The organism is Peptoanaerobacter stomatis, assembly GCF_000238115.1.
In the GTDB taxonomy this organism is placed as follows: Bacteria; Bacillota; Clostridia; order Peptostreptococcales; family Filifactoraceae; genus Peptoanaerobacter; species Peptoanaerobacter stomatis.
This window is the reverse complement of sequence record NZ_JH414557.1, coordinates 1-17977: the sequence shown is the minus strand read 5'-3', so window position 1 is coordinate 17977 and position 17977 is coordinate 1. Positions and strand designations below refer to the sequence as shown.

General features: G+C 27.4%; 17 protein-coding genes and 1 tRNA gene. 2 read left to right on the top strand and 16 right to left on the bottom strand.

Annotated features, from left to right (window positions below):
- Nucleotides 1-190: 190 nt before the first annotated feature.
- Nucleotides 191-264 (bottom strand) — tRNA-Gly (locus HMPREF9629_RS07785).
- 259 nt (nt 265-523) lie between these two features.
- Between HMPREF9629_RS07785 and HMPREF9629_RS07780 the strand changes: the two genes are divergently transcribed.
- Complete coding sequence (locus HMPREF9629_RS07780) at nt 524-2074, top strand: ClC family H(+)/Cl(-) exchange transporter (RefSeq protein ID WP_009525842.1); 1551 nt, start codon at nt 524-526, stop codon at nt 2072-2074.
- 387 nt (nt 2075-2461) lie between these two features.
- Nucleotides 2462-3640 (top strand): stalk domain-containing protein, encoded by a 1179-nt coding sequence (locus HMPREF9629_RS07775; protein WP_009525841.1) that lies wholly within the window; start codon nt 2462-2464, stop codon nt 3638-3640.
- Nucleotides 3641-3947: 307 nt separating this feature from the next.
- Here HMPREF9629_RS07775 and brnQ read toward each other — a convergent pair whose 3' ends face one another.
- From brnQ to HMPREF9629_RS07705, 15 genes are all read right to left on the bottom strand, one after another.
- Entirely contained in the window at nt 3948-5219 is a 1272-nt protein-coding gene (gene brnQ / locus HMPREF9629_RS07770) for a branched-chain amino acid transport system II carrier protein (protein WP_009525840.1), read from the bottom strand.
- Between the two features lie 96 nt (nt 5220-5315).
- Entirely contained in the window at nt 5316-5891 is a 576-nt protein-coding gene (locus tag HMPREF9629_RS07765) for a lytic transglycosylase domain-containing protein (protein WP_009525839.1), read from the bottom strand.
- Nucleotide 5892: 1 nt separating this feature from the next.
- Complete coding sequence (gene coaE / locus HMPREF9629_RS07760) at nt 5893-6480, bottom strand: dephospho-CoA kinase (protein ID WP_009525838.1); 588 nt, start codon at nt 6478-6480, stop codon at nt 5893-5895.
- Nucleotides 6481-6489: 9 nt separating this feature from the next.
- Nucleotides 6490-7362 carry an aldose epimerase family protein gene (locus tag HMPREF9629_RS07755; protein WP_009525837.1) on the bottom strand — a complete coding sequence of 291 codons (873 nt, stop codon included), beginning with the start codon at nt 7360-7362 and terminating at the stop codon, nt 6490-6492.
- Nucleotides 7331-7453, bottom strand: a complete 123-nt coding sequence (locus tag HMPREF9629_RS12460; protein ID WP_009525836.1) for a hypothetical protein — start codon at nt 7451-7453, stop codon at nt 7331-7333. Before HMPREF9629_RS12460 ends, HMPREF9629_RS07755 begins: the two co-directional genes overlap by 32 nt.
- A gap of 4 nt (nt 7454-7457) precedes the next feature.
- Nucleotides 7458-8441, bottom strand: a complete 984-nt coding sequence (locus HMPREF9629_RS07750; protein ID WP_009525835.1) for an NYN domain-containing protein — start codon at nt 8439-8441, stop codon at nt 7458-7460.
- 689 nt (nt 8442-9130) lie between these two features.
- Nucleotides 9131-10087 carry a hypothetical protein gene (locus HMPREF9629_RS07745; RefSeq protein WP_009525834.1) on the bottom strand — a complete coding sequence of 319 codons (957 nt, stop codon included), beginning with the start codon at nt 10085-10087 and terminating at the stop codon, nt 9131-9133.
- Nucleotides 10088-10112: 25 nt separating this feature from the next.
- Entirely contained in the window at nt 10113-10505 is a 393-nt protein-coding gene (locus tag HMPREF9629_RS07740) for a hypothetical protein (protein ID WP_009525833.1), read from the bottom strand.
- 270 nt (nt 10506-10775) lie between these two features.
- On the bottom strand, nt 10776-12047 hold the full coding sequence (locus HMPREF9629_RS07735) for a sensor histidine kinase (protein ID WP_009525832.1): 1272 nt from the start codon (nt 12045-12047) through the stop codon (nt 10776-10778).
- Nucleotides 12048-12079: 32 nt separating this feature from the next.
- On the bottom strand, nt 12080-12808 hold the full coding sequence (locus HMPREF9629_RS07730; RefSeq protein ID WP_009525831.1) for a LytR/AlgR family response regulator transcription factor: 729 nt from the start codon (nt 12806-12808) through the stop codon (nt 12080-12082).
- Between the two features lie 279 nt (nt 12809-13087).
- On the bottom strand, nt 13088-14272 hold the full coding sequence (hydF, locus tag HMPREF9629_RS07725; protein ID WP_009525830.1) for a [FeFe] hydrogenase H-cluster maturation GTPase HydF: 1185 nt from the start codon (nt 14270-14272) through the stop codon (nt 13088-13090).
- 43 nt (nt 14273-14315) lie between these two features.
- Nucleotides 14316-15734, bottom strand: a complete 1419-nt coding sequence (gene hydG / locus HMPREF9629_RS07720; protein WP_009525829.1) for a [FeFe] hydrogenase H-cluster radical SAM maturase HydG — start codon at nt 15732-15734, stop codon at nt 14316-14318.
- Nucleotides 15735-15967: 233 nt separating this feature from the next.
- A complete protein-coding gene (gene hydE, locus HMPREF9629_RS07715; protein ID WP_009525828.1) occupies nt 15968-16963 on the bottom strand; it encodes a [FeFe] hydrogenase H-cluster radical SAM maturase HydE in 996 nt (331 codons plus the stop codon).
- A complete protein-coding gene (locus tag HMPREF9629_RS07710; protein WP_009525827.1) occupies nt 16956-17216 on the bottom strand; it encodes a TM1266 family iron-only hydrogenase system putative regulator in 261 nt (86 codons plus the stop codon). Before HMPREF9629_RS07710 ends, hydE begins: the two co-directional genes overlap by 8 nt.
- A gap of 463 nt (nt 17217-17679) precedes the next feature.
- On the bottom strand, nt 17680-17977 hold a 298-nt coding region (locus HMPREF9629_RS07705; protein WP_009525826.1), incomplete at its 5' end, for a sterol carrier protein domain-containing protein.

The window sequence follows — 17977 nt, the reverse complement described above, 5'->3', positions numbered from 1 at the left end:
TAACTTTAAAAAATTGCTATAATTTATATTTTTATACAATATAATTTACCATAGTTTCAATAGATATTAGTATAAAAAATCTGTTGGAACAACTTTCAAACTATTTTATAAATTATATCATAATTTTTACAATAATAAAACACCATTGCTGTGAATGGTGTTTTTTATAAAAAATCTATCTTATAAAAAATGGAGCGGGTGAAGGGGATCGAACCCTCGCAACCGGTTTGGAAGACCGGGGCTCTACCACTGAGCTACACCCGCAAAAAAACTACAATATACCAATTTATTTATTAAATATAAAATCTGTCATACAAACATATATTTTATTTAAAAATAAATGGTAATATATCAAAAATTTCTATATGAAATTTACCTTAACAATAATAACAAAAAAAATCTAAATTGTCAATTTAATTTAAAATTTTTTTTATGAAAATGTTTTTAAATATATCTTACATTGTTTTTTACACTATGTTATAATATTAATTAATAATTACAAAAAATATGAAAGGAGAAAATTTTGAAATCATATACAAAAGACATATTGAATAATTTCACAAATATGAAAAAAACATTGGTATTTGACGGTATATTGGTTGGAATAGGTGCAGGTTTTGTATCTGTATCTTACAGATTTTTTCTCTCTTATATGGAAAAAATTTGTCGATATTTGTACTCTATACCGCTTAATTTTACATATTTTTTAATTTTGATAATACTGCTCTCATCTCTTGGCTTGATAGTCGGACTATTGGTAAAGTGGGCGCCTTTAAGTAGCGGTAGCGGTATACCACAAGTTCAAGGAGAGCTTATGGGAGTATTTAATATGGACGCCTTAAAAACTATCATATCCAAATTTGTAGGTGGAAGTTTTGCAGCGCTTGGAGGCTTATCACTTGGTAGAGAAGGTCCTTCTATACAATTAGGGGCCGCCACGGCTAAGCTTATTGCAAAATTTTTAAGGCGTGATCAAAATGAACAGAGGTATTTGATAAGCGCAGGTGCAAGTGCAGGATTATCGGCAGCATTTTCAGCTCCTATATCAGGTACAATTTTCGTACTTGAAGAAATACATAAAAACTTTTCACATTTAGTACTTGTACCGGCTATAATAGCAAGTGTTATCGCCGACTTTATGAGCAAGACCATATTCGGGCTTTCACCAAGCTTTTCATTTTCCGTAAAAACACCGCTCAGTTTAAATGAATATGGTCATATAATAATACTTGGAATAATAATCGGACTTATTGGAGTAAGTTTTAATAAAACTCTGCTTTCTATACAAACACTTTATAAAAAACTGCCAATAAAAAATGAATTTAAACCTATAATAGCATTTTTGATTGCCGGAATTTTCGGTTATACATTTCCATATGTTTTAGGAGGCGGACATCACGTAATAGAAAGTCTTGTTGCAAACAGAGTATCCATACAACTGTTAACTATGATACTTGTACTTAATCTATTATTTACAGCCATAAGCTACGGCTCTACAGCTCAAGGCGGAATATTCTTACCAACACTTGTGATAGGTGCTATAGGTGGAGGAATTTATTATAACATAATAGCTCATTTTAGTCTGATTGATATAAACAACGATTATTTTGTAAATTTTATTATACTTGCTATGGCTGCAATGCTTTCAAGTGTAGTACGCTCACCAATAATATCAATAATGCTTGTAACAGAAATGACAGGTTCCTTTGAACACATACTATCTTTATGTATGGTTTCAATAACAGCATATTTAGTAGCTGAAATATGTAGATGCAAACCTATTTATGAAGAATTATTTGAAAGAATGCTTAATTCATCACTTCAAGAAACTGAAAATAATTACATAAATGAAAAAGTATTGCATCAGTTCATAATAAATTATGACTCCTCTATTTCAGGAACGTATATAAAAGATATAGATATGCCGTTTAATGCACTAATAGTTTCAATAAAAAGATTAGACAACGAAATAATTCCAAAAGGAAATACGGTCATAAAAGGTGGAGATACAATAACTGTACTGACAGACAACAAACACCTTAAAGATATTGTAGACTACTTTGACAACATATGAAAATAAACTTTGTAGAAGTTTAATAAAATATATGAAATTTAAGTTTAGAATATAAATTAACTTAAATATGGATTTACTTATTTTTTACAAAAAATTATTGAAAGTTTCAGTAATTTTTTGTAAAAAATTTATCAATACCAATCTCAAATTTAAAAAATATATAAAATTATTATAAATATTTTTATGTATCAATCTTATATACTTTTTTAATAATACTAATTATAAAATAGCTAAATTTTAGATGATTTGAAGTTTTCAAAAACACAAATTTTTTAATATATAATTATACTGTATTTTTAATTCGTGTTTAGTATTAGATTAATATACATAATAAATGAATTGAAAAATTCATCACTTAAAAAATTACAAAATTAGGAGGTATTCAAAATGAAACATGAACGAAAATATTTTTTTAAAGCTATTACATATTTTTTACTGCTTATATGTTTAATAAGCATTTTGCCAATCAAAACATTTGCAGAAAAATCAATTACAGTGTACATAAATGAAAAGAAAATTAGTATGAAAACATCTCCTGTTATATCAAACGGAACAACATTTGTACCGCTTAGAGATATATCAGAAAATTTAGGTTGCACTGTTTCATGGGATTCATCAACTGCAACTGCTAAAATTAAAGATAAAAAATCTAAAAAAACTATTATAATTGAAAAAAATTCGTATACTGTAAATGGCAAGAAAAATTCTTTAAATCCTGCAACTATAAACAAAAACGGTGTTACTTTAGTTCCGTTGAGACTTGTGTCAGAAGCCTTGGATTGCACTGTTGATTGGGACCCTTACGACAGTTCTGTTTCAATTGTAAAATATAGAGTTGTAGAAGTATCTAACGCAACGGAACTCCTAAATAATATAAAAAACAATACAAAAATTATTTTAACAGCATCAGAATACAATTTAAGTGAAGTTAAAAAAATATCAAATCCTGCAATAAAAACTGAGTATACTTTTGACGGGGAAGAACATATCATATCAAATGTAAATAATATTATAATAGATGCCAAAGATGGCGTTGTTCCAACTTTATTAGTCACTCCAAGGTATTCAAATGTGCTTCCTTTTGAAAACTGCAAAAATATTAAAATTAAAAATATTATAGCAGGTCACACAATTGAGACAGGATATTGCACAGGTGGAGTTATCAACCTTACAAACAGTTCTAATATATATATCGAAAATTGCAAACTGTATGGTTGCGGAACATATGGAATAATTGGAGAAAATGTTTCCGATTTATTCGCAGTAAACTCAGAGATATATGAATGTACATATGGTTGTGTAACATTCAATAACAGTAGAAATATTAATTTATCGTCTTGTATATTTAGAGATTGTAAGGAATTTTCAATGTTTGAATTTACAAATTGCTATGATTCAAAAGTAGTAAGCTCTTTAATTAAAAATAATGAAACAAGCACATATTTTTCTTTTATTAATGCAGAAAACGGAAATAATATAATATTTGAAAATTGTGAATTTTTAAATAACACTTATCCTAAACTGTTTAAAGGCAATGTAAAATTCTATAACTGTAATATACAATAAAAATAATTAAGCTTGCTCTATTATTTAGTAAGCATAGACATTTTTTAATATAATGAGCATACTCATACTAAAATCTTATAGAATAATGAAAAATCATAATAATTAATTTTTCCGGTAGACTATTTATATTAAATTAAAGTTATATAATTATACAAGTTATCCATAATTTTATTAGAAAATAGTATCGAAATAAAAAGATTATATAAATTTTGTCAATTAATTAAACCAATATCAGTAAAAAAATACAAAAAACAGTTATATATCAATCAACTATTTGAAATATAACTGTTTTTTTATTACAACTTTATTATTCAGCAATACTGAATTTTTTTAAAGATACCATATAGCCTATAACTCCTCCGACTATTGCCAACGGCAACCAACCAAAAGCATCCGTAAACATAGGATAAACAGCATTTACCTGTTCAGATATCGCTTTTGGCAATATTGATGTCAATATTCCATATATAAGCACAGGCAAACAAGCACCTTTATATATATATTTGTTTTTTACAGATATTACATTAAACACTATCAATATTATAGTTGTCGGATAAAGTGCCGATAATATAGGTGCTGAAAAGGCTACTATTTTATCTACACCCAAATATGCCATACATGCGCTGAATATACATGTAAATACAGCTGTAAGTTTATATTTTAATTTTCCGTTTGTAATTGTTTCAAAATATTCCCCTGCTGTTGTAGTAAGACCTATTGCAGTTGTAAGACACGCAAAACTTATTATCATTGCAAGTATAAATTTCCCTTTATATCCCATAGTTTGATCAGCTATATATATTACCATATCGCTCTTGCTTATATCTGGTGATACTGAACCGCTCGCACAAGAACCTATATATAAAAGTCCGAAATATATAAGTGCAAGTCCCAATCCTGCAAAAAAACCTGTAACTGATGTTATCTTTCTAAGTTTTTCATCTTTATAGCCTTTTTGTGAAATGCTCTTTATAATAATCATTGCAAACATTATTGAAGCAAAAGCATCCATAGTCTGATATCCATTAACAAAGCCCATTGAAAAGGCACCTTCAATTTTTAAATCTTTTGGTACTCCCAAAGGATTTACTATTCCATTTACTATAAGTATTATTAAAGATATTAGTAATAACGGTGTCAATATTGCTCCTAATTTATCTATAACATTACTCGAATTTAATGAAAAAAACAATGTTACCATGAAAAATATTATTATCGCTATATATGAGTTTGAGCTTGGAAATAATGTTTTAATCCCTATTTCATATGTTAACGCCGCTGTTTTAGGTATAGCAAGAAGCGGTCCGATTGCAATCATTATACAAGTTCCGAGAATTAGCGGGAATTTATTAAAAACTCTATTTGCAAAGTTGTCAAATGTGCCTGATTTGGCAATAGCTATTATACCGAGTATAGGTAAACCGGCACCCGTAATAATAAAACCGAGAGCTGACAATAAAAAATCACTTCCGCTTGTAAGCCCTAAATATGGAGGAAATATAACATTACCTGCTCCAAAAAACATAGAAAACAACGCAAATGATACAATTAATATATCTTTTCTAATCGATTTGTTCATAAAAATACCTCTATCTATTTTATTCCATACTTTTTTCATCTTTTATAAAAATACATATATAGTGCCATAATTTTCAAAATTTACAGCATTTTTCAATCACTTATATTTTCCTGATACAAACAATTTTGAATAGTATTCTTTAGATTTTATAACTTTTTCTATATACATTCCGGTTTCTATAAAAGGTATATTCCAACTTGTATATTCTTTGCTCACATCTAAAAAACCTCTATTTATCCATTCCGATATATTTTCAGGTCCTGCATTATACGCTAATATAGCATACTTTTCATTTTTAAATCTACTTATTAGATGCGAAAGATACCATACTCCGACCTCTATATTGGTCTCCTTATCATATATATCATCTCTTTTTATGTCTATTACATTTTTAGCATGCTCATAAGTCACATCCGACACTTGCATCAATCCTTTACTGCCGGTTTTTGACTTCGCAAACGTATAAAATTTTGACTCATTTTGAATTATTGCATATATGAGCTCCTTGTCAACATTATATAATTTGCTGTATTTATCAACAATATTTTCATATCTTACAGGATGCGAATATTCATAAACAATTTTTTTAATCTCATCGAATCCTGCTACTTTGAAAAATATCACTAAAAATATAACTGTAAAAAGAGGTATTACCCATTTTTTAATCTTCATATCAATCCCTAATTATTATATTCAATACTTCATCTATTTTAAAATGCAACTTGTCCAATGTTGTATTATTTTCAACTATATAGTTGCTTTTTTTCATTTTTTCTTCTACACTCATCTGCTTTTCTATTATAAGTCTTGCCTTTTCCTCATCTGTATTGTCTCGCAAGATAATTCTTTCTATTTGAGTTTTTTCATCACAATATATCAGTATAATCTCATCACATTTTTTATAAAGCATAGTCTCAAACAAAAGCGGTGCATCTAAAAAAACTGTTTTTTCCTTATTAAATGCTTTTATATTTTTGTCAATTTCTTCAAATATCAAAGGATGTAATAAAGAATTAAGTTTTTCAAGTTGCTTGCTGTCATTAAACACAATGTTCGAAAGTTTTTTTCTGTCTATTTCTTCTGATTTATCAATTACATGACCAAAATTGTCAATTATCACTTTATATCCTATATTACCCTTTTTGGTTATGTTTCTTGATATGTAATCTGCATCTGTTATTTTATATCCTTTTGATGATATATATTTACTTACTTCGCTTTTTCCGCTTGCAATTGAGCCTGTTATCCCTACTACTTTCATATTATTTACCTACATAATCTTAAAATTGTAATTTATGAATTTATGATATTTATTATCCGGTGTTATAACAGGAAACTCCAATCTCATCCATTTATCATTTAATATAAAATCATAGAACCTTATATTTATAAATTCATTATTACTTATATTGTTGGAATTTACAAATATATGAGTATTATTGGTAGTAATATTCAAAAATCTTTTTGAATTTTCCTGATATATACTTACTGTTGGCTCTATATCCATATTTTCCAGTTCAAACAATGTATTATATACTTCATTTTTGTGTATTCTTCCATAATGGCTGTTAACTCCGTCTTTTATTGCTCTTAAATATGAAAAATCAAACGGAGTCTTTTCTACACTGAGCTTCCTTATTTTCGCCTCTTTAGAAGATATTTGATAGAAAAATTTGCTTGGAATAAGAAGCCTGTGATTTAATATTCCCTCTTCATCTTCAGGTCTTATGTTAAAACTCAAATTGTTGAATATGTTAAGCGATATGCTTTTTTCAGATTCTATTTCATAATCTATTAAGAAGTTATTTTCTTCATCCAAGCTGTACTTTATAATCTTATTTATATTAAAACCGTTGCTGTGAAGCGTAGTAGATTTTAAACTGACTCTTATTAAATCTTTTTCTCTAAATGTCTCAAACTCATACTCTGAAATGTTTGATTTTGAAAAAATTTCCATATCATCCATAAATATATACTCTTTTTTATCAAGCAATGAAGATTTATCAGAGGTTATCATTATTATATTACCATAATCAAGCGAATTTTTGTCATACAGATTATCTTTTTGATGTTTTATTATATTTTCAAAGTTCCCGTTTGAATCAGGTACTTCAAATTTCGTTATTATTCCACAATAAGTCAAAAAAAGCTACCTTTATTTTTTGAGAATTTTCTATTACTATTTCATTTGTATTCATATCACCAATTTTTATAGGTATTATTTGTATTTTCATCCGGTCACCTTGAAACCTTAATACTGACGTTTTTTATACAGTTTCTTTGTCCGCTACTTTTTATTTCAAATTCATCAAATGATGATATAAATTTAGAGAATTTATTATATCCATAGTTTTTTACATCGAATTGTGGTATTTTTTCTAATAACAATTGAGATAATCTTCCCATATCTACTGATTTTGACTCATTGTCTTCCAAAATAGTATATATTATATCTCTTATCTCATTATTTTCTTTTATATATGCTTTAACTGAATTTTCCTTTTTGACTATGCCTATTGAAGGGAGGTTTGACAAAAATGTGGATAATTTATAATATCCGTAGTTTCTCACATCAAAATCAGGATATCTTTTGAGTATGCTGTTACCTATTTCGCCTATGTTCATATATTTGCTTGTATCCGATTTTTCCAATATTATTTTCAATATTACATTTTCTATGTCATCTATACTTGTGATATAGCTTTTATCAGGTGATTGGTTATCCTCGATAGGCAATTTTTCCTTTATATCCATTTTCTCTTCATCGTTTTGCTCTTCTTCATACTCAACCAATACATCCAGATATTTAAATAAACTACAAGCATTTGTAAAAGGCTTTGGAGTTTTCTTTTCTCCCATACCTATGACAAGCATACCCGCTTCTCTCAATCTCATAACCAACCTTGTAAAATCGGAATCACTTGACACTAAACAAAAAGCCTGCACCGAATTAGAATAAAGTATATCCATGGCATCTATTATCATTGCGCAGTCGGTAGAATTTTTCCCTGTTGTATAGCTGTATTGTTGCACAGGATTAAGAGAGTTTTCAAGCATTACAGATTTCCAACCTGAAAGAGATTGTGATGTCCAGTCTCCATATATTCTTCTATATGTGATAGTGCCGTAGTTTGATGTTTCATCCAAAAGAGATTTTATATATTTAGGTGACACGTTATCGGCATCTATCAAGACTGCAATTTTTTTCTCTTCATTAAACATACTACACCCCTTAAATAATAGACTATGATTATAGTTATTTAATTTTTAAAAATATAACTCTTATATTATCACTGTTTAAAAAGTAAAATATTGAATATTTATATAGCCTTATTTATCAATATTTTTTATATCTAATACCGGTCGGATAAAATTTATATAAGTTGTTTATTTTAAGTATACTTAATTCTACTTAGCTGATAAATTTTTGAAAACAAAAACATCCATTATTCTATTAACTTTTAGTATAACTGATTTGGCTGTATTAATATAATTTAAGTAAATATTTTTTGATAATGTTCAGTAAAATTTTTAAACAATTTTATAATTAAATAGCTATAATCATAGTATTATATCATACTTTTATTTATTTTTCCAATACAAAAAAATAGCCATACTCTATAATACAAAGTACTAATTAAAAATATGATGTAATTATACTGCTAAAAAATTATATTTTTTTAAATAGGTAAATATGTAAAAATCAGAAATTTTTATATTTTTTAATAACATTTTATATAAGGTGAGTTGAATACGGTTCAAAAAAAATAATATCATTCGCTTTAATAAATTAAGCATAGTTTTACCATAAGAAAGGCTATTCACAAAACTATTTTACACTCCCGCAGAATATAAAAAGAGAACCTCTGCATTTTTGTATTAGAAGTCCTCTTTAATTTTTTTATTGTTTATTATCGTATTTTTAATTCATATTCTACAAAACTTTTTATCCTTTTGTCTATTTTTTCAAGTTCTTTTTTGTTTTTTGCTGCACTTTGATATTTTTCTTCGTCTGTTTTTCCTTTATCTTTGTATTTGAGTAACTTTTCTTTTTCTTTTGACAGTTTTCCAAATTCTTCTAATTTTTCTATTGCCTTTTCGTCTACTTTTTTAAATTTTGCATTAAATGACTTTGCCAAATTTTTTGAACTTAAAGCCATCATATCTCCAATCTTTGCAATATAATCAAGAACTCCTTCTTTTTCATGAATTTGTTCTAATGATTTTTTTAACTCTTCAAACTGTTTTTTTATCTTGTCTATTTCACTTTTAAAACGCTCAATATCTCCTTTTGTTATATTTCCAAAATGACTTTTAGAATCTGAAATTTTTGAAAAAAACTCCAAAAGAAAAATTATGCCCCTGTTATAATTAATTGTATCTTCAATCGGTCTAACTACATTTTTGTCCATTACAATCTTAAACTCTTTATCGAGTGCAGACAGTTGTTTTTTTTGTTCTTCTCCTGTATAATTTTCCAATATGCCTTTTTTTAACTCTTGGTATTTTTCTTCCATTTCATTTATTGTTTCTGTCGGAGATATTATATATGCAAAATGAAAATCACACCTCCTGCGGTGTAGATTGCCTTTTATCTCATAGCGTGCATTTTCTTCTACAGCACACATTTTATCACGATATTCTCTCGAAACCTTATCAAATTCGTCAATATAACCCTCAGAATCATAGATATCTCCCAAAAATATTGTTTTTCTTCCTGCAGCTTTTTCAAATTTTGCAAAAATATCTTTTTGGCTTTGATCTTTTTTATCAAGCATTACATTGACATCATCTTGGTCGTTTTTTATCTTGTTATTGTTTACTGTGAGTATATGCACATTATTTTGACCGCTTATAGAACTTATCATATTCCCTCCTTGAAAATTATCCAAATTATTTTAAATCTTGTGGCATTTGAAGTTTTCTTGCATACCAATTCCACTCGGTATCTATTGCTTTTCCTGTATTTACATCTACATAAAAAGAATAATAACCTGAAGCTATCATTTCGCTTGGCTTTATATAATAAAATTCATACTCTCCCGTATTTAAATTATTATGAAAATACATATAAGAAAAACCTGTCATTTTAACTTCTATACAATCATCTGATTTAACATTTTGCGGTCCGCTGTATGTTCCGTTTTCATAAAAAGATTTATTGATCATAGTTATCGGAGATGTATCAACTTCCTGATTTCTTGTATAGTTAATGCTGTATCTGTAACGCCAGTTCATATCCGCCTGTTTACCGTCTATATAAACGGCTTTGTCCGTAAGTTGCACTATTTTTCCGCTTTTTGTTGTTTTAAAAACAGGATTGTTTGATATTTTATCTGTAATTATAAACTCATATTCCGTATTTTCATCATAGCCTTGTGATGATGCTATCTTTATCAGGTATACTCCTTGCTGTAATATAATAAATTAACTGATTTTATTATCGAAAATTTTTAATATATAATCAATAGAGTTGGAAAAATTGACACGATTTTTGGAAAAATTGGTAAATAATACTAAAACACATTTAAATTGAAGATATCTGCAATATTTTATTTATTGTATTATGAATACTATCAATGTTGTAAAAATACTTTTGTCAATTATTTCAAATTTGCATATACCGTTATTTTTTTCAACTACTTTTTTTATATTTTTTATTCCGTAACCATGTTCTTTTTCATTATCTTTTGTAGATTCATAGTTATTTTTTAAATTCCCGTTAAACTTATTTTGTATATATATGATAAATTTACCGTTTTCTTCTTTTATTTTTAATATAATCTTTCTTTCAACTTCATCCACTTTTTTAGATGCTTCTATGGCGTTGTCCAATATATTGCCGAGTATTACCGTCATATCATAAGATGATATATGCAAGCCTGTAGAAATTGAAATATCTGTAATAAATCTTATTTTTTCGTTTTCAGCTAAATTTAATTTATAATTTACTATGCTGTCTATTATTTCATTTCCGCTTGATATATATTTTTCATTGTCAAAACTTATGTTACTTATTTCGTTCAGATATTTTTTTAATGCTTCAATTTCATCTTTATCAATTAAAGAATTTATAACGGTCATATGATTTTTCATATCATGTCTGTATGATTTGATAGTTTCTTCGCTTTCTTTCATCAGTCTTAACTGATTTTTGTAAAAGTTATTCTGTTCTTCCACGACTTCTTTATTTTTTTTGAAAGTAATTATTTTAACTGTATTTATATACACTTTATATGTAATGACATTTATCAATAACAGCAGTATTGTGAGAATTGAAGTTTGAACCGGCTGTATTTTTTCAAATGAGTAAAATAATATGAGCAGAATTAATGATAAGAGAGGAACTATAAGTAAATAATATTTTGTAAAATCATCTATTTTATTATTTTTTTCTTTTTTCACTTTTGCTAAAATCAAAGCTACTATATAGCTGAAAGCCTGCATTATAATCAAATCTGCAACTTGTTTTATTTCTATGTCTCTTGTAGGAATTATGTGAGCATATCCTAAAAAAGTCCCGCTAACAATCTCGGCAATAAGTAAAACAGTATCAATATATAAAGCATTAAAAGCTTTGTCAACTAAATCATAACAATAGTTGTTCAATATAATAAAAATAGCTGTATAGCTCGCAAATAGATTAAATATAGGTTTTTGGATTACTGTAGAAAAAAAAACGACTATTATATAAGATACTATATATCTAAGATAATATTTTTTATCATTTTCTTCTACTCTTTCATTTGATAAAGCATTGACCATTAAATGTACTATATAAATATAAAAAACACTTAAAAACGGCATAAATAATTTTGTAATCGGCATATTAACTCCTGAATATTTTACATTTGTTTTAATCAAAATTTTGTAAATAGTTTATTTTTTTCAAATTCCAAGACTTTATTTAAAAAAACGTCTTTTTTACTTCTACTTATGGCAATTCTTCTTCCTCCGTTCATAACAACCTCTTTACTGCCGTATTTTTCTATTTTTTCCATATTTATTAAATATGATTTATGAATTTGAACAAAATAAAATTTATCAAGTTCTTTTTCTATTTGATTCATATCTGCATAAAATAAAATTTCAAACGCTTTTGTTACCATTTTTATTTTCTTCCCGACAATTTCAAAGTATGTTATCTCATCAATTTTTTGAAAAAATGTATCCTGACCTATCTTGTACGAAAATGTCGGAAAAAATTTTTTACAAAGTTTCAGATAGTCTTTTAACTGTTTATGAATGTCTTCTCTTGTAAAAGGTTTGTCCAAAAAATTCATAGGTCTTATATCAAAAAGACTTCTGCAGTAGTCTTGTTTACCCGATATATAAACTATTTGCATATCATCATCCTGCATTTTTTTTCTTATGTAATTTCCTATTTCAACTCCGTTTATATCAGGTAATTCTATATCTAAGAAAAGCAAATCTATTTTTTCTTTTTTCATAATTTCATATAAAGTTTCTGCGTCATTTGCTATATATATTTCAAATTGCTCTTCAGTCTCTATGTAAAATTCTTGTATATATGTATTTATTTGTTTACATATATATGATATATCGTCACAAATTGCTATATTTATCATTAAACCATCTCCTCATATTATATTTATTATACATCCATTTAATCTGTTTTAAAATATAATATATTGATAATTTATACTGAACATTGTTTAAATTAATAATGCTCAAATTATTTTTCAAACAAAATATATTTGAGCATTATTAAAAAATATCTGTATTTAGTCTGATAATAGAATAAATATGAAAAAAGTTTTTTACAACATAATTACTGCTATTGATAAAATAAATATGAAAATTATTATATTATTTTAAATACATAATTTTCATATTTTATCTCTATATTATTTTTTTATTTTTTCTAAAATATTATTCATATATGCTATTGCTATGCCGTAATTGGTTATGGGGATTCCTTGATTTCTTGCCTGCTCTACTCTGTTCATAACATATTTTTTGTTGAACATGCAGCTGCCGCAGTGTATTATGAGTGAATATTCGCTTAAATCTATGGGAAAATTATTACCGCTTACAACTTGTATATCCAAATCGGCTCTTGTCTTTTTTCTAAGCAGAGCCGGTAGTTTTATACGACCTATATCTCCATCAAGCGGGTCATGGCTACAAGCTTCCGCAATAAGCACTTTATCTCCGTTTTTTAAATTGCTTATGGAGTAAGCACCTTCTACAAAAATATCTATGTCTCCTTTATGTCTTGAAAATAAAACGGAAAATGATGTTAATGCACTTTCTTGCGGTTTTTGTTCATATACTTTTGCAAAAACTTGTGAATCCGTTATAATCAATTTAGGAGGTTCTTTTAAGATTTTAAATGCCTTTTCAAGATTATCTGCCGTTACTGATATAACTATACATTTGTTGTCTAATAGATCTCTTATAGTTTGTACTTGCGGCAATATCAATCTGCCTTTTGGTGCTTGTATATCCTGTGGCATAACGAGCAGTACAACATCATCTTTTTTTACCAAATGTCCGCATATGGAGCTTTCTTTTATATCTAATGCTATGTTTCTCAATTCTTCTATTATTTTTTGTATGTTCTTTTTTTCTTTTGCACTTACAGATATAGCTCTAAGATTTATTTTTTCTATTTTATGTTGTAATAATTTTGTATTTTTATTTTCGTCTATCTTATTTATTATGGCTATTACAGGAGTTTTTTTGGCTCTCAGTTTTTCTATCCATTCAAGCTCTTTTGATATATCATCATCTGCAAATACTACAACTCCTATATCTGTACGTTCTAAAATATTTTCAGTTTTCTCTATTCTTTTTTCTGAAAGATTGCTGTCGTCATCAAATCCTGCCGTATCTATAAGCACACAAGCTCCTATTCCGGCTATTTCCATAGATTTAAAAACTGCATCTGTCGTAGTTCCTTTTATATCTGATACTATTGAAACCTCCTGATTGGCAATGGCATTTATAATTGATGACTTACCTGCATTTGTTCGACCGAAAAATCCTATATGAATTCTTTCTCCTCTTGGAGTTTCGTTTAAGCTCATTATTTTTTACCTTCTTCATTTCAATAAAATAAATTTTGATATATTAAAATCTGAAATCTCTTTTTCCTTCTTGCATCTGATGTATATAATCTTTTGCTTTTTTCTTTACAACTTCTCTTTGTATTTCTTCGAGTTCATTTAATATAACTGTTTCTCCTTTTTGCTTTGTGTCATTACTTGCGTAATCTATCAAGTATTCTTTAAGTGTCATAAGTGAGTTCGGCTGGCATACATTTACAATCTGACCTGATTTTGCAAGTTTCATAAATCTGTCACCTGTGCGCCCTGCCCTATAACAGGCTGTACAAAAACTTGGCACATATCCCAATTTTAACAGCCAATTTACAATTTCATCCAATGTTCTGTTGTCATCTACATCAAATTGTGCAGAATTATCCTCTTCGCTTTCTTTTTGCTCATATCCTCCTACACTTGTAGATGATGCTCCACTTATTTGTGATACACCTATTTTCAAAACTTCTTCTCTTGATTTTTGTGATTCTCTTGTAGAAATTATTATCCCTGTATAAGGTGCCGATATTCTTACTAATGCCACTATTTTTTTAAATAATTCATCATATATTGCATTGGGAAATTCATTCAAGTCTATATCATCTGCAGGTCTTATTCTCGGTATGCTTATAGTATGAGGTCCTACACAAAATTTAGCCTCCAAATGTTCTGCGTGCATCATCAATCCTATAAAATCATATCTGTATTGATAAAGTCCGAATAATACGCCTATACCCACATCATCTATCCCTGCCTCCATTGCTCTATCCATAGCCTCGGTATGATAAGCATAGTTATGCTTAGGACCTGTAGGATGAACTTTTTCATAGGTTTCTTTATGATAAGTTTCTTGAAAAAGTATATATGTTCCTATCCCCGCATCTCTTAACTTTTTATAATTTTCTACCGTTGTTGCCGCTATATTAACATTCACACGTCTTATTGCTCCATTTTTATGATGTACGGAATATATTGTTTTTATACTTTCAAGCACATAATCTATCGGACATTTTTCAGGATCTTCTCCTGTTTCAAGTGCCAATCTTTTGTGTCCCATATCTTGTAGAGCTGTAACTTCTCTTATTATATCTTTTTGAGATAATTGTTTTCTTTTGATAGTCTTGTTTTTTAGATGATATGGGCAATAAGTACATCCGTTTACACAATAATTTGACAAATAAAGAGGCGCAAACATAACTACTCTTTTACCATAAATTCTTTCTTTTATTTTTTTTGCTATTGAATATATTTTTTCTAATACATTTTTATCCGAACATTCCAATAACACTGCTGATTCTCTATGTGTTATGCCGTTCATTTTTTCAGCTTTCTCAAGTATTTGCTCTATAAGTTCAATATTATTACCGTTTTCTTTTGCATATTTTATTGTATCCAATATTTCCTTATCATTTATAAATTCTTGTGCTTTTGATGATTTTGGATTATACATATAAACACCACCTTTTTATTTTTTTGATATTAATAATAAAAAATTACATTGAAACCTGTTTAAAATGCCATGTAACACCAAAAATATATTCAAATTTATACTAAAAATTAATAGAATAATGGATATTTTTAATAATTTATTGGCTAAGTAAAATTAAGTGTACTTAAAATAAACAACTTATATAAATTTTATCCATTAATCAAACTAATATTGGTATTAGTATTATACTCGTATCACACAGGTATTCTTCCTAAATTTTTTATCTGTTGTTCTAAAATTTTTCTTTCTTTGTATATATCACTCACTTTTATATTTGACGGATATATACTGTAATACTGTTCATATTTTTGTGGGGTAACTTTCCTCATTATAACATTTGCTCCACAAGAAAATATATTATCTTTTTCTTTTGAGTCTATAACTCCAAGTGCAGTAGTTGCAGGTAAGTGAGCTTTAGGCAACATTATTCTTGTAAGTGCTACCGCTCTTTTGGTAAGCTCTGTACTTCCATTTTGTAAATTTCTCAGCGGTGTATCACTATGTGATATAAACGGTCCTATCCCTGCCATATCACAAGGTATGCTCACAAGAGTAAGTATGTCGTTTGCAATGGTATCAAGAGTTTGAAAAGGAAGTCCTATCATAAAGCCACTGCCTGTATAATATCCGAGAGACTTTATATTTTTAAGTGCATTAAGACGATTTTCAAGAGTTCCACATGAATGTAAATATGAATATATTTTTTTATCAGATGTCTCATGTTTTAATAAATATCTGTCTGCTCCACATAATTTTATATATTTGTAGTCTTCATAACTAAACTCACCTGAGCTTACAGTTACAGCCATAGAAGTGTATTTTTTTATCTGCCTTACAATATCTCCTATCATCTTTGCTGTGTAGTAGTTGTCTTCTCCGGACTGCAAAACTATGGTTTTATATCCTGCATCATATGCAGTCTTTACCGTTTCTAAAATTTCATCAACGCTCATACGATAGCGTTTCACATTTTTATTTGTAGAGTTGAGACCACAATATTTACATTTTCTTTTACAGTAATTTGAAAATTCCAATATTGCTCTTATATCCACGTAATTTCCAAAATTTTCATATCTTATATCATCAGCAAGTCTGAAAATTTCCGAAAAATCATCTAATGCTAATAAATGCGATAATTCTTCCTTTGTAAGTTCATCTCTGTTTTTTATCTTGTGAATTAAATTATTCATGTTTGTCTGCAACCTTAGCATACATAGTTTTTGAATTTATGCCTTTTATCATTCCAAGCTTACCTGACAAAGTATTTATCTCGTCACTTGGTGCATCCACTATTATACTTATCACGCCTATGTTTCTATCTCTATATGGTACTCCCATTCTACCTACTATTATATGACTGTATTTATGTAGCAGGTTGTTAAGCTCTTCTATATAGGTATTATCTTCTACTATTATGCCTATTATTGCCACTCTGTTTTGCATACATTCCCTCCAAGCCTTTATATTATTTTTATACTGATACTGAAAGTTAATAGAATAATGAATATTTATATTTTTAAGTATATTAATTATAATTTGACAAAAAAATATACTATATGACAAGACGCACTCATCACATAGTATTGTGTAATTAACCAACTCAAATGTTATATTTTTCAAATATTATAATATAAAATATTTTTAGTTGCAAATATGATGGTATTGCCTTATATTAAGGATTTTTCCTATATAGTCAGAAACAATAATATTATTTATCTATCTTTTTGCTTGATAATAGATATCTTGCAATCAGATTTATAATAATTTTTTTAAATATAAACTTCACTTTATTAATAAAATTTGTATTATTTAAAATATTATATTTTTGTTTTACTTTTTGTCTGAAATTAAATTATATTTTTAAGCATTAACAATTTTTTTGATAAAAGCTGTATTCTTAACTTGATTATACATAATCGTTAAAATAATTATCTTTTTGTAAAAATATTGTTTTTAATATATCATATTCATCTTTTTCTAATGAAATATTGTTTTTAAATATAACGTAATCAAGAGACGAATAGCCGAAATATAATTGTGTGAAATCATATATATTTATACTAAAATTACATTTTTCTTCTGTTTTTTTAACCAAATCTTTGTATACTTCAAATTTTGCATTATTTTCTTCTATTATATCATCTTTTATTTCTATACAAAATCTTTCTTGTGAATTTAAGTTTTTCAGTGTATTTAATACATTT